Genomic DNA, 19,472 nt, shown 5'->3' on the forward strand with positions numbered 1-19,472 from the left:
TCGTTGATCGTTGCTTTATGAGAATTTAGTCGCAAATGATTAATTTTCAGTTTGCACAGATAGCGACAACAAATGGAAAAAATTACGATTTTGACCTTTTCTGCCCTTCTTGCAGCCGGGCGAATAGCTCCACAAAATTACAAGGCATAAACCTGTAATCCAATTGATGGACCAGAATATCATCCCAAGCATCTTTTACGGCGCCCGTTGAACCGGGAAGAGCAAATAGATAGGTGCCACCTGCAACCCCCGCCGTCGCTCTGGATTGGATAGTAGATGTTCCAATTTTCTGATAGCTCAGCATGCGAAATAATTCGCCAAACCCTGAAATCTCTTTTTCATATAGGGCGGTAAAGGCTTCAGGCGTGACGTCTCTGCCGGTTACTCCGGTTCCGCCGGTTGAGATGACGACATCGACTTCCTCGTTCTCAATCCAGTCTTTGACGATTGCTTGTATATCCGGGATCTCGTCTTTGATGATTTTGCGATCGGCAACCGAATGACCGGCCGCTTCAATTCGATCCACGAGAGTCTGACCGGATCGATCTTCCGCAAGACCGCGCGTATCGGAAACTGTTAGAACCGCAATTCGAACCGCAATGAAATCTCGTGTCATGTCAATTCCGGGCATTGTCAGCAACCTTTTCTTCGTTTATGTCCAGATGCATATATTGGGGCCATTCACCGATGGCCATTTGATCCAGTCCTGGAAGATCTTGCCCCAATCGATGGCGATATATCCAGAAATTTGTGAGAACTCTTTTTATAAAATTTCGAGTTTCTTTGCTCGGCATCGCTTCAATAAAAAACAATGGATCATCCATGAACTGTGTTCTGGCCTTCCATTTTTTTAAATTTCCAGGCCCGCCGTTATAGGCAGCTGTCATATGAAACAGGTTTGTATCCACATCCTTGATATTCATCAAATAGGATAGATATTGTTGTCCCAATTCTAGATTATAGGCCGGATCAAATAGTTTTTTGTTGCTCCGGTTTCGCAAAGATTTGTCCCCGGACAAATAGCTTGCAGTGGACGGCATGAGCTGCATCAGGCCTTTTGCGCCTACACCACTTTTTGCCCGTGCATAAAATCCAGACTCTTGCCGCATAAAGGCGTAAATCAAGGCGCGATCTACTTTAAAACCGTCCTGCGGCTGCCATTTTGGGAGTGGATATATTGCGGCATCCCAGGTGATGTTTTCTGACTCCCAAAGATACAATCCCATTCGCATGGCTACCGATGGGGTGCCAATTTTCTCAGATAAGGTCAGGAGGAGCGGGGCCAGACGCGGATTGGCGCTGGGAAAAGCCGATCTCAATTCCTGTGCGGCCAGGTCAAATTGTCCGATTTCACTGAGGGCAACGGCCCGTTTCGCCGAAGGGATTTTGAGCAGCCATTCAAGGTCCGTTTGACTGAGCACGGGGAGGTCCCAATTGAAAGGCTTCTCCACGCCTAACTGGCGGAGTGCCAAAAGGCCATAAAATGTTCTCGGTTGCTCAGCCGTTCTCTGCAGGTAGTAAATGGCTTTTTCAGGATCTCCAAGCTTGAGATAAGCGCGAGAGGCCCACCAGTTTGCCGCCGTGTAGTTCCAATCTGATATTCTACTGGCTTCTGCCAATTGGAAAAAGTGACGGGCAGCTTTCTCAATATCGCCCAACCGCCAGGCCGCAAGGCCAGCGGTCCAATCCGCTAACGGGACGTGCTTTCGGGATTTTTTCAAAGCAGTTTCAGCATATTTGATTGCTTTTTCATCTTTTGCATAAAGAAAATATCTTTGGGCGACCTTTTCAAGAAGCTGATCATATTCGACTTGATCCAACAGCTTTTTGATCTTTTTCTGCTCGAGATATTTTACCGCATTCGTCGCTTCGTCTCCGTACAGGTATCGGCGAACAACGCGTTTGGCATGGGCCACATCATTCCGGGTCTGAACGGATCTCTTCCGTGAACTCTTATAGGATCTCGACAGATAAGCAGGTTGTCCGGGCCCTGTTCCTCCCAAATAGCGACTTTGCAATGGCGGCGGTAACGGTTTCCAACCCGGTTTGCGGCGGCTTTTCGCCAACTTGTGCAATCGATGCGCCCCGGGATGATCGTAATAGGCTTTCATCCACAGATGCAGCTCTTCGTAGTTTGCCCGGTATTTCGTTGGATGCATATAGCGCTGGAATTTGACATGGCCCAGTAGGCTGGGGTTCGAGATGGATTTTATAATTTTATCTGCCTGTTTCCATTTTCCAGCCTCTTGCAAAATGAAGACTTCAGAATAATTGTCTCTGTCTTCAAGCGACAAAACCGGTGCAATGTCATTCGCCGCCGCCCAATGCGTGAATGATAGGAAACAGCAGATGCCAAGCAGGAATAAATGTATCCGGGATGCTATGCGAGATGGCGAGACAAGTCTTTTTTCAAGGAAAATCATAGGGTGATCAACACTTTAAACTGAGGAAAACTCAAGACAATGGGTTCGAAGAATGGTCATTTTACTTTCTCCATAGCGGCCTTCAAAGACTGCAAGTCGGACCACGCGTACTTTTTTGAGGTTGGATGGTCAAGCAAAAAGGCGGGGTGAAAAATGCCGAGGGTCGCTGATACGCCGTCTGCTCGTCGATAATCGGTCCAGCGGCCACGGAGTTTGTTAATACCCGATTGTTGCCGATGGAGATAAGCTGCGGCTTCACCGCAAAGCAGGATAAAATCGGGCTTGGCCAATTCAATATGTCGTTCAATGAAAGGCAGGCACAGGGCGAGCTCTTCGGCTGTAGGTAATCGTCCACCAGGTGGCCGCCACGGAAGGATACTTGTTCGGTAAACTTCATTTACATCAAGTCCGATTGCCGCCAACATTTTTTCAAGAAGTACCCCGGCTTCACCGGAAAACGGAATACCGCTGCGATCTTCGTCAACGGAAGGGGGACGATCGATTATCATCAAATTGGAGTCCGGATTGCCACTGGCAAAGACAGTACTTGTCGCCATTTTTTTGAGGGAACATCCCTCAAAGCCCTTAATCGTCTCTAACAATTGATCAATAGATTTACAGTGCTTGGCGCTTTCAACAGCGGACTGAATCCCTTCAGTAAGGTTGGCGACAGGAACAGGTTGCGTTGTTTTTTGTTTTGTATTTGGTGATCGGGGCGGCGGTTGCAGGGGCGCGACAGCGGCGCGCTCGACAGTCTTAAACCGGTCAACAGGTTCTGTGCCAATTGTCTCGTCGACACCAGCTTCAAGGTAAAATCTTATAAGCGCATTTATTTCGGAAGTTTGTTCCATCGCTCCGATATTACAGAGAAAAGAACTGCGATAGAAGATAGGGAATGTGAGAAAATTCCTTGCTCTGATTCAAAGTCTGTCCTGAAATTACAACTCATTTCAGATTTTGATATTTGTGTGTTCCCTAATCTAACAGGCGGATAACGTTGGGGAAGGGCTGGAAACTGCCAAAACGCCGTTGAAACAGGATTGACGCACCGCAAAAAAAATATAGTGTCATAAAGAAATTCGACAGTATTTGGTCACCCGATATCTATTTTGTTTTTTGGCAAATGAGAGAAATTTAGGGGGGCCAATTCGCAATAAATTAAGAAGAGGCCGAGATGGAACGCGAATCTATGGAGTTTGATGTTGTAATTGTTGGCGGTGGTCCTGCAGGATTGTCAGCGGCAATTAAATTGCGCCAGCTTAGCATGGAGACAGGGACAGAAATCAACGTCTGCGTCCTTGAAAAGGGATCGGAAATAGGGGCTCATATTCTTTCGGGAAATGTCTTTGAAACCCGGGCTTTGGATGAGCTCATTCCAGACTGGAAGGAAAAAGGTGCGCCGCTTAATACGCCAGTGAAATCAGAAAAATTCTATTTCATGACGGAAGCCAGCGAGCTGCAGTTTCCTAATTTCCTGCTACCGGGACAATTGCGTAACCACGGAAATTATATCATCAGCTTGGGAAATCTTTGCCGTTGGCTCGCAGAGCAGGCCGAAGAGCTGGGTGTTGAAGTATATCCCGGATTTGCTGCTGCTGAAATACTCTATCACGACGATGGGAGTGTCAAAGGCGTCGCAACAGGGGACATGGGTGTTGGTCGCGATGGCGAACAAAAATCGGCGTACGAACCGGGCATGGAACTCCACGCTAAATACACCCTGTTCGCAGAAGGTGTAAGAGGGTCGCTGACAAAAGTATTATTCGAGAAATTTGGGTTACGTGAAAATTGTGATCCACAGACCTTTGGGATTGGCATCAAAGAACTCTGGGAACTTGATCCGTCTCAGCATCACGAAGGACAAATCTTCCATAGCTTCGGCTGGCCGCTGGATAGAAATACTTATGGTGGATCTTTTGTCTATCATTTCGAGAATAATCAAGCCTATGTAGGCTATGTTGTGGCTCTGGATTACGAAAATCCATACTTGTCACCCTATGATGAATTTCAAAAATTCAAAACGCATCCAATGATGCAGGAAATGCTCAAAGGCGGTAAGCGTATTTCATATGGTGCCCGTGCTATTAATGAAGGCGGGTTTCAATCTGTCCCTGAACTGGCCTTTCCAGGCGGGGCTTTGATTGGATGTTCCGCCGGCTTTTTGAACGTTCCCAAGATCAAGGGAACACATACCGCCATGAAATCGGGTATGATGGCCGCAGAAGCGATTGTTTTCGCAATACAGGAAAACGCCGAAGCACCGGCCAAAACTCTGAGCCAGTACCCCGAACTCTACAAATCCTCTTGGGTTTATGATGAATTATATCGCGTGCGCAATAGTCGCCCGGCGTTTAAATGGGGTTTGCTTGCAGGCACAATTTACACCGGGCTGGATTTGAAACTGTTTAAAGGTAAAACGCCCTGGACTTTCAACCATCATGAAGATTATGCCGCTTTGAAAAAAGCCAAGGATAGCAAGAAAATTGCCTATCCAAAATATGACGGGGTTTACACATTCGATAAACCGTCCTCTGTTTTCTTGTCTAATACCAATCATGAAGAAGATCAGCCTATCCATTTGACGCTGAAAGATGCGGCAGTACCGGTTGCTGTTAATTATGCGGAATATGCGGGCCCGGAACAAAGATTTTGCCCTGCAGGGGTCTATGAATTCCTCACGGACGATGATGGGTCGAATCCGCGATTGCAAATCAATGCGCAAAACTGTGTTCACTGTAAAACATGTGATATCAAAGACCCTTCACAGAATATAAATTGGGTCGTTCCAGAGGGTGCTGGCGGACCGAATTACCCGAATATGTAGATAATATCATTCGAAACACCATATTTTTGTTTAACTTGATACAATCTGCCCTAAATAAAACGTTAGCTTATGGCGGTTATGATCTGGCGAAGAGATCAAAGTCTTATTAGTTCAGGAATGGCGGGTACAAGAGTGAGTGTTCTAAAAACAGTTATCGGTGGTTTTTTTGTGACAGCAGCGCTAAGCGCCTGCGCAGGGCCCAGTCAATCCAGCGAACAAGATACGTTGCCAAAAGTATTTCAGGATGCTGGAGGGACAACGGATGCCTTCCAGCCCTCCATCACCGGACAGTACCTAGCTGGCCGACACGCCATGCGTGAGCAAAATGCCGACGCCGCATCGAAGTTTTTCTCGGATGCATTATTACAAGATTCTGACGACATAATACTCTTAACGGGCGCTTTTCAGGCTGCGCTTGGCAAAGGGGATATAGAAACAGCCCTCCAACTGGCGAAGACCCTCGTAAAAGAAGAAGGCGACAATTCCGCACCGCATTTAGTTCTAGCGCTTGATGCCGTGCGCCAAAATAATTTTGCGGTCGCCGAGGAGCATCTGAAGCAAACGAGCAATACTGGTTTTAATGTATTGGTGAAACCGTTGTTGAGGTCATGGGTTACGCTTGGTTCAGGTGATGTAAATGCCGCGGTTGCCGAGTTGGACGCGCTGGATAAGTTCGACGGCTTCGATACTCTAAAGCAATATCACGCTGCTATGCTTGCGGATGTGTCCGGTCAACAGGATCTCGCAGATAAGCTGTATGCTGAAGCCATGCAAAGCCCGGCTGGCCAGGCCGTTCGTCTCGTTCAGGCTTACGGCATTTATTTGGTGCGGACTGGCAGAGAGCAGGAAGCCCGCAAATTATTTGATGACTATCTGTTACGATACCCGTTAAGCCCAACCATAAATTTGTTGATTGAAGATTTGGATGCCGGACGGCCTCTAAAACCAATGTTAAGCTCACCTGTCGATGGCGCAGCCGAGGCGCTTTATAGCGCCGCATCAGTTATTGGTCGGGAGCGTGCCGTCGGTATTGCTGCGACGTATACTTATTTCACACTCATGCTGAAGCCGGACTTTCCGGTTGCCCGCATTTTGCTGGCTGAAGCTGCGGAAGATCGTGATCGATGGTCAGAGGCCTTGGATCTCTATAGTCAGATTGATGAGAACTCGGCGTATTATAAGAATGCTAGAACCCGGCAAGCCTGGTCCACCTACAAGTTAGGTGATCAGAACGAGGCCTCCCGTATTCTGGAAGAAGTGATTGAAGCCTACCCAAATGACATAGAGGCGCTTGTTGTGCTCGCTGATATGAACCGGGATGCGAAGAATTGGAATGAAGCCGCACTGCAATATGGACGTGCAGTCAGTCGGTTGCCAGCTTTTGAAAATCGGCACTGGTCGTTATTTTACGCCAGAGGTATCGCCTACGAGCAGTCGAAACAATGGCCACTGGCGGAAACGGATCTCCTTAAGGCACTTGAGCTTCGCCCGGATCACCCGCAGGTTTTAAATTATTTAGCGTATTCCTGGGTGGACCGGGATGAAAACTTGGACCAAGCGAAAGATATGCTGATCAAGGCGGTCTCGTTACGTCCACGGGACGGATACATAATCGATAGTTTGGGGTGGCTATATTATCGTCTAGGAGATTTTGAAGATGCGGTCGCGCAGCTTGAGAAAGCCGTTTCCTTGCAAGCTGCAGACCCAACGATCAATGATCATCTTGGAGATGCGTATTGGCGCGTGGGAAGGTCTGACGAGGCCCGGTATCAATGGCAGCGGGCTCTTTGGCTGGAACCCACAGAAGAGCAAGCCAGCGAAATTGAGCAGAAACTCAAAAAAGGCCTACCAAACAAAATCAAAGCGGAAAACTAGGGCCGGCCAGCGCCTACATGACTTGGGTTATCAATGATAAAGAAAATAGCTAAGCCTAAGGTCAATTTGTTTTTGCATGTGACGGGTAAGCGGGATGACGGATATCACCTTCTTGAAAGCCTCGTCGTATTTCCAGATGGTGGGGATGAACTCATAGTCCGTGAAAGTACGGAACTGGCCTTATCTGTATCGGGGCCTTTCTCAAGCGACATCGGCGACATATCAGATAATCTGGTTTTAAAAGCCGCGCATAAACTGCAGCAACGCACAGGCTGTACTCTTGGTGCGGAGATTGAGCTCGTTAAAAACCTTCCGGTGGCGTCGGGAATTGGCGGCGGCTCTGCCGATGCCGCAACGGCTCTCAATCTTTTGGTAAGGCTGTGGAAATGCAAATTGAGTGAAGACGTGCTGCTGGATATTGGGGTATCTCTCGGCGCCGATGTCCCGGCGTGCCTTCTGGAAAAGCCGCTTTTCATGTCTGGAATCGGGGAAAAGATCCAGGAAGTCGAGAAATTCCCAGATTTGAATATGTTGCTGATCAATTCGAATTCAAAGGTTTCGACGCCAGAAGTTTTTCAAAATCTTACGATTCCAAATGAGACGCCGATTGTTGAGAAATCCGACTTCTCAACAGCTAATCGTTTAATATCGTCGCTAAAAGTATGCAGAAATGATTTGCAGCCTGTGGCACTGAACATCGCTCCTGACATCTCTCAGGTTCTTTCTGTCCTTAAAGCGCAGGCCGGGTGCGACCTGGCTCGCATGAGCGGCAGCGGAGCAACATGTTTTGGGTTGTTTGAAACGAGCGCTGACGCAGATACGGCGGCGAGCAAGATTGCATATGACTTTCCCGAGTGGTGGGTTAAGGCAATGTCTGTCTAACGAAAGGGGAAAGGATTGACCGAATTCTTCTTCGATTAGGGCTTTTTTTTTCGCAGAAATACAGATTTTAGTTTTTTTTGAAAATTTGACTTGAGCTTGGTCGACGACTTGGATAGAAAGAGGCTCCTTATTGGGGTGTCGCCAAGCGGTAAGGCAACGGGTTTTGATCTCGTCATGCGCAGGTTCGAATCCTGCCACCCCAGCCATCTCTTCACTTTAAATCATTCGATAAAATCCAAATTGTCCAGATAACAAGGGTTTTTTGACACACGTTGATCAGACTTGGCCGCATTAATCCACTTGTATCCAAAAATGTCGCGGGGGTGTGCGAGGGAGGACGGATTATAATAACTCTAAAACCTGGGCCCTGCTCATATATGCCTACGATGTCATTTGCCATCATTCAACACTTTGTTAATAGTCATTCGCAAAAGTGCTTGACTTCAGTTTCCGCAATTGATAATCATTCCTAAGTAAAAGCCACACTTCTTGAATCTCTTTTAGTTAGTGGAATGATTAACGAATGTTGAATAATAGCGGTAACGGGCAGGGCAGTAAGCGAATGATTTCCCTTGTGGATAATACGCTGCTCAGTACTGAGCTATTTCGGCAGAGCCGAGAACTGAAGATCACCCATGAAAGCGAAGAATATAAGCTACGCCTCACTGGAAACGGGAAATTAATTTTAACAAAGTAAGCAAATAGCCCGCCACCCAGCCAACCTCTTAATGGTAGCCAGGCAGCAAGCAAACGCGACTAGTCTCAAAGAAAGTTGTTTGTTATGCGACAGATGCTGCCGAGCGCCTGCATGGGTGTTCTTCTCTCAACGACGATGTTTTCTCCATTTGCATTTGGGCAGGAGAAAGAAGTTCCTCCCTCTGTTTCATTGGATTCAATAACGGTTTACGCGACCAGAACACCGCAATCCTCTTTTGAGGTGCCGGCGATGACATCAAATATAAACCCGGATGTGCCCGGTAACGCGACAGCTGGAAACACGGGCGACCTATTGGTGTTTACTCCTGGTGTTGAAGTTGAAAATGGCCCGCGACGCAACGGACAGACGGTTTCCATTCGTGGGTTTGACGATGAGGCGATCATTACTTTAATGGACGGGCGGCGCCAAAACTTTGAATCAGCCCATGACGGTCGGTTTTTTGTGGACCCATCCCTGCTCAATAGAATTGAGATTGTCAAAGGCTCCTCATCATCGATATATGGCGGTGGTGCCGTTGGGGGGGTGGTTGCCTTTGAGACTAAAGATGCGGCGGATATGTTAAAGCCGGGCGAAGACTTTGGTGTCTACACTTCTATGGGATACCGGACTGCTAACAAGGAATACGCTCCGGTCATATCGACGTATGGCCGAACAGGAGAGTTTGACATAATTGGCATCGCCGCCCTCCGTAACTCTGGTGATATCCATCAGGGTGATGGCAACGAGCTGCTGACAGAGGATAACCTGATCTCTGGAACGTTTAAGATCGGTTATAATTTCAACGATTTTAACACGGTTAAGTTTATCTACCAAGGCCTCAACAACGGCGGAAAAGAACCTAATAATGGCGCAGGCCTCGTTTCCGCCTCAAATCCTATCGTTGATAAGAAAGTCAAAGACAACCAATTCGGCTTAAAGTACGAATTCGAGGATCCAAGCAATAGCTGGCTGAACCCGAAGCTGCATCTTTACTATAATGATACCAATGTTCGCGAAGAAGATCTGACCGGTACCAATGCAGGAAGGATACAAGATAGAGATCTGAGCACACTCGGGTTTACACTTGATAACCAAGCCGCGTTGACCATTAACGATACCCAAGGGCATATGCTTTCCTATGGCTTTGAGATTTACCATGATCAACAGACAGGAAGTATCACGGGAGGGGGAACCCGGCCAGGTGTTCCAAATGCCGACGCGACCAATTACGGTTTCTACTTGCAAGATGAAATTTCGGTTGAGACATCCGCCGGAAAATTTCTCGTCATTCCGGCGGCTCGCTTTGATTCTTATCGCAGTAGTGACGATGCGGGAAATTCCCAAAACGAACATCAGGTGTCGCCCAAACTTGCCGTGAGCTATTTGCCGACGGAGAACATCATGTTCTTTGGTAGCATTGCAAATGCATTTCGGGCGCCAAACCTGACCGAGATTTATGCGTCTGGCCAACATTTTCCGGGTATACCCTTCGTCTTTCCGGATAATTTCTTTGTGCCAAACCCCGACCTCAGCCCAGAAACAGTAACAACGTTTGAAATTGGGGCAGGGCTCAATTTCGATGGCGTTCTTGCAAAAAAAGACAAAGTTCAAGTTAAGGGGGCGTGGTTTCTAAGTGAAGGCGATAATTTTATATCTCAAGATGTCGATATTGCCGCCGGAACAACAGAATTTATCAATATTCCAAATGCTCGGTTGAGTGGGTTTGAAATTGATGGTGAGTATCGGCTTCACCCGGTTACTGCAAAAGTAGGCCTGTCCTATGTCGAAGCTGAAAACAGAGATACCGGGGAATATCTTTCGAACAATGTTCCGCTGACATTTATTGCGGATTTAGGATATCAGGCCAATGAAATTGATAGCATTTTCGGAGTGCGCGGTCGATTTGCCGCAGCAAACGATAAAGTTGGTAGTGGTGATGCAGAGACTGCTGGTTACTCAGTTTATGACGTTTACTATCAATGGGCACCGACACAGGTCAGCCTCGATACCCTGACAGTAGATCTTGGTATATCGAATATTCTGGATAAAGCCTATACGACGCGATTTGCCAGCCTGCTCGAAGAAGGGCGCAGCTATAACATTAGGGTCGCCTATAAATGGTAGCAGTAACCCTACAACACAGAACAGACGCCGGGGGGAGGTGGTTTGTCTACCTCCTCTTGGCCGTCTGTGTAAACGGGTTCATGGTCTCGCAAGTTACTCTCAATACGGCAGATGTCCCTACGTTTGAAATTCCTATCTTGCAGGTTAACTTAATGACATTGGCGAAGCCAACCGTTATGCCGAAAATTGAGCCAGTTAGTGAAACCGCTGCTCCGGCGCCTATTCCGTTAAAATCGATAACAGTTATTACTCAGCAAAAGGCGGCGGAGAAAATTGTTACTGCTGCCATAGTTCCGATGCCGCGTCAGAAACCAATTTTGTTGCCGCTTCTGCAAACCAAGACTACTTCTCAAAAGCCGATTGTTGAGCCCGAAAAACCTCTAGTAATTGTAGCCGAACAGCAAGTCCAGAAAAAAGAAATAGCGAAAGCTTGGCCAGACACCAAAAAGGTGGAGCAGACTCATAAAGATGAGGTCGCTTTTTCGGAAAATAGTGGCATGACCGGGCAAGACGCATCAACCGTTGTTAGCGAAGCGAATTACAGGCACCAAACGGCGCCGATGTATCCGCGGCGGGCGCTAGATCTCGGGCAGCAGGGTACTGTAACGCTGCACGCAAAGGTACTTCCGAACGGCAGTCCGGCTGAATTAAAGGTCGCCAAATCTTCAGGACATCGGTTGCTTGACCTTGCCGCGATATCGGCAGTTAAGAAATGGAAGTTCGAGCCCTCAAGTGTGGATGGAGCGGCTATTGTCAGTTGGGTCCGTGTGCCCGTGAATTTTGTCATACAGTAATTAGATGGAAAGTCAGATGAACGAAGCTCTACCTATAAGACCATCTCTGTCCGCAGAGGAAATAATTACACAGTTCTCTCTCTTGAAGGAGGAACAACCTGAAATTCGGGCTCGTAACGCCGCGGCTGAAATTGGCATTTCTGAAGGAGCATTGTTGGCCGCGAAAGTGGGCACTGACGCCATCCGGCTGTCCGATGATCCGGAAGCTATTTTGAAAGAAATAGTGACGCTGGGCGAAGTTATGGCACTAACCCGCAATGAACACTGTGTGCATGAGCGCAAGGGTATCTATGAAAATCCGAGCTTTTTCCAACATGGACCCATGAAAACGGGGCTTTTCGTGAACCCTGACATTGACCTTCGCCTGTTCATGTCTCATTGGAAGTACAGTTTTGCCGTAAGCGAACCAAGTAAAATCGGTCTGCGAAAAAGCCTCCAGTTTTTTGATAAAGCTGGGCAGGCAATCCACAAAATTTATATAACCAATAAATCTAATGAGGCGGCTTATGATGATCTGGTTGCAAAGCATAGAAATGCTGTACAAACAACAACAATTGAAGTTGAGCCTTATGTGCCAAAGGCGGCAGAAAAACCGGATACAGAAATTGATTGGGATAAATTCAGAGCGGCTTGGGAAGGACTTAAAGATACCCACGACTTCTTCCCATTGCTTAGGAAATTTAAAGTCGATCGCGAGCAGGCCTTTCGGAATGTCGGGTCCCATCTGGCGTTAGAACTGGACAACAGCGCGGCCCGAAAGGTACTCGAACTCGCGATGACGTCAGACTGTGAAATTATGGTCTTTGTCGGTAATCGCGGATGTATCCAGATACATACAGGGACTGTCAAAAAACTAGTGGAACATGGTTCCTGGTACAATGTATTAGATCCCAAATTCAATTTGCATCTGAATGAAGAAGATATCGGGCGAAGCTGGGTCACGCGTAAACCAACGGATGATGGCATTGTGACGGCCGTTGAAATATTCGATTCCGCAGGTGAACTGATTGTCACATTCTTTGGCAAACGCAAGCCTGGAGATCCTGAACTGGAGCTCTGGCGCGAGATTGCCGCTAAATTATCTCCCAAGGAAGTTACTAATGTCTCTTGATGGTATTGAATTACCGGTGCTGCCGAGCTGGTTCTCCCAGCTTGGTCTCATGGGATGGCCGCTTGCCGCTTGCTCTCTAATTGCTCTTACCATCGGATTTGAAAGACTGGGTTTTGTTTTGAAGGCGATGGTGAAATCGAAAGCTGAACTTGCGCGTCTCACTGATGTTCTGCGAGCAAACAGAAACCAATCAAAAGCCGTGCGAGATGAACTGGCCGGGATTATGTTGAATGAGTTGCATCGGCCATATTTCAGTGGATTAAAGCTGCTGAGGATGATCGGAACTATCAGCCCAATCCTTGGACTTCTTGGTACAATCCTTGGTATTATCGCTGCTTTTCAGGTAATTGCCGTGCAGACGGGGCCAGTATCCCCTGCTCTCATCGCGGATGGTTTGTGGGAGGCCATGCTGACGACGGCCGTTGGTTTGCTGATCGCACTTCCGGCATTGATAATGGCCCATTTTTTTAGCGGGTTTAGCGAGCTGAAACTGGGAAAATTCTGCCTTGAATTGAATAGACTCTCCCTATCCTTTGAGTTGGAAAAAATAGACCAGCCATCTGACGTCGTTGACTTTGATGTGGGAGTGCGGCGCAAATGATTAGGTTGCAAACGGAGGATTTACATAGTGGGACGTTACGGGACTTGGCACCCGATTTAACGCCAATGCTGGACATTCTCTTTATTCTGCTCGTGTTTTTTCTTCTCACCGCTGGTGCTGTATTCCAGTCATTGGACCTTAAACTGCCGTCTAGCGTTGCAGATGAAGTCAATTTGGTTAATGCCCCTCGACACATCATGCTCGAAATCCGCAGGGGCTCCTACGCTGTTGATGGTGAGGCTATCCGTGGCTTTGAGGGGCTTAAATTTGCGCTTAGGACCGCGTTAACAGACAAACCCGACCATGAGTTGATCGTCGCTGGCGATAAGCGTATTGCGATCGAAGAATTACTCAAAGTGCTGACATATCTGCAATCTCAAGGGATTGAAGCAGCGAATATTCTTATGCAGAAGGAAATACAGGAATGATCAAAGTTCTGTTTAGCCTGGTACTTGTTCTTATATCCTCGGCGGCACTAGCTGAAAGCCCAAAACGCATCGTTTCTGTTGGTGGCGCGTTAACGGAAATTATCTATGGTCTTGGCGCCGGTGACCTTCTTGTCGGGGCCGACACCACAAGCTACTTCCCGGAACAAGCTGGGCAGCTTCCAAAAGTCGGCTATCAGCGGACGTTGTCGGCCGAAGGCATTTTATCACTAACACCAGATATCGTAATATTGTCTGATGAAGCGGGACCGCCTGCGGTTCTGGCGCAGTTAAAGACAGCTGGGGTCAGTATATTGCAAATCCAAGCTGGGCGTTCTCTGTCTGATGTAAAAGAGAGCATTAATATAATTGGCACCGCATTGGATAAATCTGAGCAGTCGAGTGCTTTAATATCAGATCTAGAGTTGTCCTCTACTCAGCTGGACAACGCAATCGCGGAGCAAAAAGACAAAAAACGCATCATGTTTATCCTCCAGCATAGCGGTGGAGCGCCAATGGTTGCGGGCATGGGTACTGCCGCCAGCAGCGTAATTGAGCTTTCCGGAGCTGAGAATGCCGTAAAGGGATATCGTGGATACAAGCCATTGTCTCCAGAATCAGCGATAGCAATTGCCCCCGATGTCATTTTGGTCACAACGCAAGGTCTTGAGCAGGCAGGTGGTAAAATGTCACTTTTGAATAAACCGGGCCTTAATCTGACGCCGGCTGCAAAGCAAGGCAAGGTAATTGCAATGGACGCATTGTTACTGCTCGGATTTGGCCCGCGTACAGCTGAAGCCGCAAAGGAGCTTAATCGTCGGACTAAAGACCTATGAGCCTCTTGACCAAACAGGTAACTGTTTCGCTGCCTTTTTTACGGGTTAAATTCCCGGCCTTGTTGCTCCTAAGCTTTTTGCTCTTATTGGCTTTAGTTCTGGCCATTTCCATTGGTGCCGTGCCCATTGCATTTTCAAAGCTAATTACTTCTGATCTCACGGCACAGCAACAGGCAGTCCTTTTTTCAATACGGCTCCCAAGAATACTGCTCGCCCTGATTGTTGGCGTTGCTCTTGCTGTTTCAGGTGCAGCTTTACAGGGGCTTTTTCGAAATCCGTTGGCAGACCCTGGCTTGATAGGTATTTCGACCAGCTCCGCGCTCGCGGTTGCAATTGTCATTGTTTTCGCTGGTCCTCTGACTGGCCTGCTGGGGCTTTACAGTTTGAGCGTCGCCGCATTTCTGGGAGCAACGATCGCCTGCCTTGTTATTTTCCGTTTTGCCAAGCTTACCGGGAAATTTTCCGTAACTTATTTGCTGCTAACCGGTATTGCACTCAACGCGCTCTGTGCCGCGGGTGTCGGGTTTTTGACGTTTCTAAGCAACGATGAACAACTAAGGGCGTTGACTTTCTGGACAATGGGCAGCCTTGGCGGTGCGTTATGGCCGTCTGTCATCGTCGCATCTACCATTGTACTACCCGCCAGTTTTATTCTTATTCGAAGCGCCCGTGAGTTGAACCTTCTATTACTGGGGGAAAATGAGGCACGATATTTGGGTGTTGACGAGGATAAACTGAAGCGGAGAATTATTATCGCGACTGCCTTGACGGTAGGCGCTGGGATCGCCGTCAGTGGAATCATAGGTTTCGTCGGGCTAGTTGTTCCTCATCTGGTGCGATTACTGTTGGGGCCTGATCATAGATTATTGATTCCTTCTTCAGCCATATTGGGAGCATCCCTGCTTTTGGTCGCAGATACTCTTGCCCGAACAATTGTTGCCCCCTCAGAAATGCCAGTGGGTATTTTGACAAGCCTGATTGGCGGCCCCTTTTTCCTCTGGCTTCTCGTTAAGCAATATTCTGGAAGATTTGGAATATGATCTCCGTTACCAATGTCAGTTACACGGTCGCTCGGCAGAAAATACTTGATGATATCAATGAGACATTCAATGTTGGAAAAGTCAGCGCTATCTTGGGGCCTAACGGCGCGGGAAAATCGACGTTATTGAAATGTATGACCGGCTCTCTCATACCTGACAGCGGATGTATTTCGCTCAAGGAACGTAATCTGGAAGATTATTCTCTCGCAGAGCTTTCAAAAAGACGGGCCGTGTTGTCCCAGAATACTCCTGTGAGTTTCCCTTTTACAGCCCAAGAAATAGTCCTCATGGGCAGGAATCCATATGCTCTGAATAACAATAATGTTATCGATATGGAGATTGCTCAGGAAACCTTGGTTCTGATGGATGCTTGGCATCTTCGAGACCGTTCTTTTCCAACATTATCCGGGGGAGAGCAGCAACGAGTCCAATTCGCAAGAGTGCTCTCCCAGATCTGGGATCAAAGAGAGGCATATCTCTTCCTAGATGAGCCGACATCGGCTTTAGATCTAAAGCACCAATATCAAGTGATGGACCTCATTCGTAATCAATGTGAGGAAAAAGCTCTCACTGTTATCATCGTTATGCATGATCTAAACATTGCTTATCAAAATACAGACATGAGCTATTTCATGCAAAACGGCGTTATCAAAATTTGTGGGGCTAGCAAAGACGTTATATCCGCCAGCACTTTGTCCGATATTTACAGCCTTCCGTCGCATTACGCAGCGCGTCATATAAAATTTGCGTCCTAATAGTAATCTCACTCTCGACTTGTCTACAGGGCTCCGGAAATTTCCAACTCGCAAGCGTGCTAACAAAATTGGAGTGTTCTGTAGAAGGCACTTCCAGCTTTTTGATGGATGCGAATTATTGGTTGTCAGGGGGACTATTTATCCGATTTTTGGGAAATCATTGCGAGAAAGGTGCAGAAATCTTTTCAGAAACGCCAGCAAGCTTAAAGATTGATTTTTTAACAATTTTCTTGATCGTATTTTCTGAATAGGATCGGTCTTCCAAAAACAAACCCCAGTTTTCTGCATTTGCTGTGCTAATCGCGACTGCGATTGATGGTGCTACGATGCGTGACGCATGCCAGTAGCCCCATGGTACAAAAATAGTTTCACCTGGCTCGACACGAACGTTCGTGGGATTGGCGTTCTCGTATAAAGGGAATTGCTGCAGATTTACATTTGAAAGATCTTTCAATTGAGACATATTCGGCCGATCTTCCCTTGGGTAGACATTTGGTGTATCGTCGGGAGCAACTATCGTGAAATCTTTTGCGCCCTGGATTTGTGTAATAAAGGTATTCACGTAGTGAGCATCATAGTGGAGCATAAAGAACCCGCTGCCTGGTCCACCTATAAAAAGTTCACAAAATCCATCGCGTGTTCCCATTTTCTTAGGAATCAAATTATTCGCTAGCCAATTAGGTGTCATCGCCGTTGCTGTTGGTTCCAAGTCTTTCATTAGTTCAGGAAAATACTCAGCAAGAGGTAATTCCTTCAAATAAGGGACCGGGTTTTCCTCTGTCGAACATTCCACTTCATTTATAAATTCACCCATGTTCTTTAGTTCGCCGAGTAAAGGTATTGTACGATCGGCGAAACGCTGACGAAACATTTCTAAAGACCACGTGGTTAGTGCCGCCCAAGGCGCTACATTTCGAATTACAACCGGTACTCTCGGTATCAAATATTCTTCATAAAATGCCTTTGAAGAAATTGCGTTAATTTTTTTTATTTCATCCATATCCCAAAAATTCCGATATTTTTGATCCTTAATCCGAGTAATTTTACTGGCTATATTTTGTTTTAGTATAGATTCTAACTCTTAACTCCACGTCATAAAAGGCCTTATAATATTTATCGCTTTTGATAGATTGATGCGATTTGCTGGAAAAAAAAGGCATTTTTAACGCCGAACAATTTTCCCGGCCTGCTTTTTTACAAACCTTGGTAATAACCGCTTTACCATCGCCTTATAGCGAATGTATTTGTAGGTATTTTTTGTCCAACTGAACATGTGCTTGTGATTATCCGGAATTTTGCGATATTCAAAATTTGTAACATTAACTGGCGGACGATCTTCGTATCCGTAAAAATCGCGGAACCAGCTACGATGATATGTCATGTAAAGCAAAGGCCTAAGTCGATCGGATAAGTTAGCGCCACCTCGGTGTAAAAGCTTTGAATTGGTGATAAGTGCAGAACCGACGAAAACCTCTGGATCCAGACTGTCAATTCTTAACGCTTCACTATCGTTGGGTGTAAGATGGCTCTTGGGCCAAACTTTTGTACAGCCCGTCTCCAACGTGCAATCTACAAGTGGAATCAGCACAGTCATCGCGTAAACGGGTACGTTTTTATCAATTGTATAGTCGTCGGGACCATCCCCAAAGATAGCTTGGGTGTCACGATGCAGGCGTTGGTCGGGGGCCCCAGGGTACGAAGCCACTGAGCTCATAGCTCCCAAAATACATTTGCGGCCTAAAATATTGCAAACGAAAGAGTGTATGTGAGGATTAGCATAAAACGTTTCGTCGTTGAAAGGGCCTTCTACATCTACCGTAAAAAGTGGGCGGAGGTCATCTTTGTTCGTTCCCTGCAGTAGATGGCGATAACGATGACGATAATGCGAATTAAGATTTGCCATTCTCTTGTGGGAAAAGACATTGACCAGACGGATAAAACCGTATTGTTCAAAGAGGTCCATAGCTTCAACAAGCTTGTCTTCTGAAAAACTTCCATTGTCTCGCTCAATATCGGTAAAAGAAATGCTGGAAATCAGTTCGGTGCGATCATAGGTTGTTGACATCTCTAAGCCCTACTGCTTCTTGGAGTTAGTCTTATAACCTACCAAATTTGTTATTAATAATATGATAAGGTATAATTTACGGTAAGATAGCACAAAAAGATTAATGTGGCTTGAAGGCTGAGCTCATACTCTGATTAACGGCCAACCGAATTTGTTTGCAGGTAAAGGTAGTCCACAAATGACGATTTTAAGAAAGCTTAAACAAGTAATAAAATCGGACAATGGAATTTGGGTGTTTCTAGCAAGTGCGGTAACAATTCAGGCCGCCTTTGTCTACTGTGCGGCAAACGGCTTCTTTTTTGACCAATACTACAACATGGGTCGATTTTACGTTTTGTTGTTGCTTGCATTTTCTTTTACTTTATTGCGATTGGGTATCCCAGGTGTATTGGATTTGCTACGACCAATGCTGGTTTGGCGTGTGCCCATAAGGTGGTATTTATTTGCACTTTTCTGGCTCGCAGTTTTTGCAATCGGTGTTTTGTTTGTTAGTAATATTTTAAGGGGCGAAAGTTTTAAAGAAATTCCCTTCACTTTTTCTCTGTTTGGTAATTTTGGGTTATTAAAAGGTATCGTTTTAAATTCCATTATTGAAGAAATTGTATGGGTGGGACTTGTCCTGACATTACTTCAAAAACAGTTTTCAGTATTTGTTTCAAGTCAAATATTAGCTATTTTTTGGTTCCTTTGGTGGGTTCCAATAGTCCTATATGGGCGTTCAGTGATACCCGACCTTCCGCTGTCGGTTTTGTGGTTTCATTATCTTGGGATTGCGGCGACTTGCGCTTGGGTTTATTATTTTACTAAAAGTGGATTAGTCGTGGCAATAATGCAGATGTTGACAAATGCTTTGTCGTTAATCGTTCCCATCTTGCCCCATTTATCTGATTTCAACACATATTTGGCATTTATTTTTGGAAAATTCATTTTCGCAATTCTATTGTTCGGCTTTTTTGGTCCCAAGCCCCTATTTCGAAAGCCTTTGGAATCGACAACGGTTACTTGAAAAATTTTGAAAAA

18 protein-coding genes and 1 tRNA gene are annotated in these 19,472 nt (G+C 46.4%); 14 read left to right on the forward strand and 5 right to left on the reverse strand.

What is annotated here, in order from left to right; translation table 11 throughout:
• Positions 1–82: 82 nt before the first annotated feature.
• Genes moaB through V7723_RS05560 form a run of 3 tightly spaced genes read right to left on the reverse strand, consistent with a single transcriptional unit; the run spans position 83 to position 3,274 of the window.
• Complete coding sequence (moaB, locus tag V7723_RS05550; RefSeq protein ID WP_335683446.1) at positions 83–631, reverse strand: molybdenum cofactor biosynthesis protein B; 549 nt, start codon at positions 629–631, stop codon at positions 83–85.
• Entirely contained in the window at positions 618–2,423 is a 1,806-nt protein-coding gene (locus tag V7723_RS05555; protein WP_335683447.1) for a lytic transglycosylase domain-containing protein, read from the reverse strand. Before V7723_RS05555 ends, moaB begins: the two co-directional genes overlap by 14 nt.
• Before the next feature lie 56 nt (positions 2,424–2,479).
• Positions 2,480–3,274: a uracil-DNA glycosylase gene (locus tag V7723_RS05560; protein WP_335683448.1), complete on the reverse strand. Its 795-nt coding sequence runs from the start codon at positions 3,272–3,274 to the stop codon at positions 2,480–2,482.
• Positions 3,275–3,597: 323 nt separating this feature from the next.
• Here V7723_RS05560 and V7723_RS05565 point away from each other — a divergent pair, with 323 nt between their 5' ends.
• The 13 genes from V7723_RS05565 (at position 3,598) to V7723_RS05625 (ending at position 16,387) form a co-directional block, all read left to right on the forward strand.
• Positions 3,598–5,247: an electron transfer flavoprotein-ubiquinone oxidoreductase gene (locus V7723_RS05565; RefSeq protein ID WP_335683449.1), complete on the forward strand. Its 1,650-nt coding sequence runs from the start codon at positions 3,598–3,600 to the stop codon at positions 5,245–5,247.
• A 132-nt stretch (positions 5,248–5,379) separates the two neighbouring features.
• Positions 5,380–7,122 carry a tetratricopeptide repeat protein gene (locus V7723_RS05570; protein WP_335683450.1) on the forward strand — a complete coding sequence of 581 codons (1,743 nt, stop codon included), beginning with the start codon at positions 5,380–5,382 and terminating at the stop codon, positions 7,120–7,122.
• Positions 7,123–7,155: 33 nt separating this feature from the next.
• Entirely contained in the window at positions 7,156–8,004 is an 849-nt protein-coding gene (locus V7723_RS05575) for a 4-(cytidine 5'-diphospho)-2-C-methyl-D-erythritol kinase (protein WP_335683451.1), read from the forward strand.
• Between the two features lie 131 nt (positions 8,005–8,135).
• A tRNA-Gln gene (locus V7723_RS05580) sits at positions 8,136–8,210 on the forward strand.
• A gap of 317 nt (positions 8,211–8,527) precedes the next feature.
• Entirely contained in the window at positions 8,528–8,701 is a 174-nt protein-coding gene (gene hemP, locus V7723_RS05585; protein WP_335683452.1) for a hemin uptake protein HemP, read from the forward strand.
• 84 nt (positions 8,702–8,785) lie between these two features.
• Positions 8,786–10,825, forward strand: coding sequence for a TonB-dependent hemoglobin/transferrin/lactoferrin family receptor (locus tag V7723_RS05590; protein WP_335683453.1), 2,040 nt, complete (start codon positions 8,786–8,788; stop codon positions 10,823–10,825).
• Positions 10,819–11,619, forward strand: a complete 801-nt coding sequence (locus V7723_RS05595; RefSeq protein WP_335683454.1) for an energy transducer TonB — start codon at positions 10,819–10,821, stop codon at positions 11,617–11,619. The genes V7723_RS05590 and V7723_RS05595 overlap by 7 nt, the downstream gene beginning before the upstream one ends.
• A gap of 16 nt (positions 11,620–11,635) precedes the next feature.
• Complete coding sequence (locus V7723_RS05600; protein ID WP_335683455.1) at positions 11,636–12,730, forward strand: hemin-degrading factor; 1,095 nt, start codon at positions 11,636–11,638, stop codon at positions 12,728–12,730.
• Positions 12,720–13,331 (forward strand): MotA/TolQ/ExbB proton channel family protein, encoded by a 612-nt coding sequence (locus V7723_RS05605; RefSeq protein ID WP_335683456.1) that lies wholly within the window; start codon positions 12,720–12,722, stop codon positions 13,329–13,331. The genes V7723_RS05600 and V7723_RS05605 overlap by 11 nt, the downstream gene beginning before the upstream one ends.
• Positions 13,328–13,759 carry an ExbD/TolR family protein gene (locus V7723_RS05610; RefSeq protein ID WP_335683457.1) on the forward strand — a complete coding sequence of 144 codons (432 nt, stop codon included), beginning with the start codon at positions 13,328–13,330 and terminating at the stop codon, positions 13,757–13,759. Before V7723_RS05605 ends, V7723_RS05610 begins: the two co-directional genes overlap by 4 nt.
• Positions 13,756–14,592: a heme/hemin ABC transporter substrate-binding protein gene (locus V7723_RS05615; protein WP_335683458.1), complete on the forward strand. Its 837-nt coding sequence runs from the start codon at positions 13,756–13,758 to the stop codon at positions 14,590–14,592. Before V7723_RS05610 ends, V7723_RS05615 begins: the two co-directional genes overlap by 4 nt.
• Entirely contained in the window at positions 14,589–15,632 is a 1,044-nt protein-coding gene (locus V7723_RS05620; RefSeq protein ID WP_335683459.1) for a FecCD family ABC transporter permease, read from the forward strand. The genes V7723_RS05615 and V7723_RS05620 overlap by 4 nt, the downstream gene beginning before the upstream one ends.
• Positions 15,629–16,387, forward strand: a complete 759-nt coding sequence (locus V7723_RS05625; protein WP_335683460.1) for a heme ABC transporter ATP-binding protein — start codon at positions 15,629–15,631, stop codon at positions 16,385–16,387. Before V7723_RS05620 ends, V7723_RS05625 begins: the two co-directional genes overlap by 4 nt.
• Before the next feature lie 157 nt (positions 16,388–16,544).
• Here the strand turns inward: V7723_RS05625 and V7723_RS05630 are convergent, their stop codons facing one another.
• Both V7723_RS05630 and V7723_RS05635 read right to left on the reverse strand, forming a co-directional pair.
• Positions 16,545–17,387 carry a cupin-like domain-containing protein gene (locus V7723_RS05630; RefSeq protein WP_335683461.1) on the reverse strand — a complete coding sequence of 281 codons (843 nt, stop codon included), beginning with the start codon at positions 17,385–17,387 and terminating at the stop codon, positions 16,545–16,547.
• A 162-nt stretch (positions 17,388–17,549) separates the two neighbouring features.
• On the reverse strand, positions 17,550–18,452 hold the full coding sequence (locus tag V7723_RS05635) for a phytanoyl-CoA dioxygenase family protein (RefSeq protein ID WP_335683462.1): 903 nt from the start codon (positions 18,450–18,452) through the stop codon (positions 17,550–17,552).
• A 178-nt stretch (positions 18,453–18,630) separates the two neighbouring features.
• Between V7723_RS05635 and V7723_RS05640 the strand changes: the two genes are divergently transcribed.
• Positions 18,631–19,458, forward strand: coding sequence for a CPBP family glutamic-type intramembrane protease (locus V7723_RS05640; RefSeq protein ID WP_335683463.1), 828 nt, complete (start codon positions 18,631–18,633; stop codon positions 19,456–19,458).
• Positions 19,459–19,472 lie beyond the last annotated feature (14 nt).

Source organism: Sneathiella sp. (assembly GCF_036960985.1).
GTDB lineage: Bacteria > Pseudomonadota > Alphaproteobacteria > Sneathiellales > Sneathiellaceae > Sneathiella.

What these genes read in the sequence shown, in the direction of transcription:
- V7723_RS05565 (WP_335683449.1), top strand. Translation starts at nt 3,598, where the DNA reads ATGGAACGCGAATCTATGGAGTTTGATGTTGTAATTGTTGGCGGTGGT.
- V7723_RS05620 (WP_335683459.1), top strand. Translation starts at nt 14,589, where the DNA reads ATGAGCCTCTTGACCAAACAGGTAACTGTTTCGCTGCCTTTTTTACGG.
- V7723_RS05560 (WP_335683448.1), bottom strand. Translation starts at nt 3,274, where the DNA reads ATGGAACAAACTTCCGAAATAAATGCGCTTATAAGATTTTACCTTGAA.
- V7723_RS05605 (WP_335683456.1), top strand. Translation starts at nt 12,720, where the DNA reads ATGTCTCTTGATGGTATTGAATTACCGGTGCTGCCGAGCTGGTTCTCC.
- V7723_RS05590 (WP_335683453.1), top strand. Translation starts at nt 8,786, where the DNA reads ATGCGACAGATGCTGCCGAGCGCCTGCATGGGTGTTCTTCTCTCAACG.
- V7723_RS05600 (WP_335683455.1), top strand. Translation starts at nt 11,636, where the DNA reads ATGAACGAAGCTCTACCTATAAGACCATCTCTGTCCGCAGAGGAAATA.
- V7723_RS05625 (WP_335683460.1), top strand. Translation starts at nt 15,629, where the DNA reads ATGATCTCCGTTACCAATGTCAGTTACACGGTCGCTCGGCAGAAAATA.
- V7723_RS05640 (WP_335683463.1), top strand. Translation starts at nt 18,631, where the DNA reads ATGACGATTTTAAGAAAGCTTAAACAAGTAATAAAATCGGACAATGGA.
- V7723_RS05615 (WP_335683458.1), top strand. Translation starts at nt 13,756, where the DNA reads ATGATCAAAGTTCTGTTTAGCCTGGTACTTGTTCTTATATCCTCGGCG.
- V7723_RS05610 (WP_335683457.1), top strand. Translation starts at nt 13,328, where the DNA reads ATGATTAGGTTGCAAACGGAGGATTTACATAGTGGGACGTTACGGGAC.
- V7723_RS05555 (WP_335683447.1), bottom strand. Translation starts at nt 2,423, where the DNA reads ATGATTTTCCTTGAAAAAAGACTTGTCTCGCCATCTCGCATAGCATCC.
- V7723_RS05635 (WP_335683462.1), bottom strand. Translation starts at nt 18,452, where the DNA reads ATGTCAACAACCTATGATCGCACCGAACTGATTTCCAGCATTTCTTTT.
- V7723_RS05630 (WP_335683461.1), bottom strand. Translation starts at nt 17,387, where the DNA reads ATGGATGAAATAAAAAAAATTAACGCAATTTCTTCAAAGGCATTTTAT.
- V7723_RS05575 (WP_335683451.1), top strand. Translation starts at nt 7,156, where the DNA reads ATGATAAAGAAAATAGCTAAGCCTAAGGTCAATTTGTTTTTGCATGTG.
- moaB (WP_335683446.1), bottom strand. Translation starts at nt 631, where the DNA reads ATGCCCGGAATTGACATGACACGAGATTTCATTGCGGTTCGAATTGCG.
- V7723_RS05595 (WP_335683454.1), top strand. Translation starts at nt 10,819, where the DNA reads ATGGTAGCAGTAACCCTACAACACAGAACAGACGCCGGGGGGAGGTGG.
- hemP (WP_335683452.1), top strand. Translation starts at nt 8,528, where the DNA reads ATGTTGAATAATAGCGGTAACGGGCAGGGCAGTAAGCGAATGATTTCC.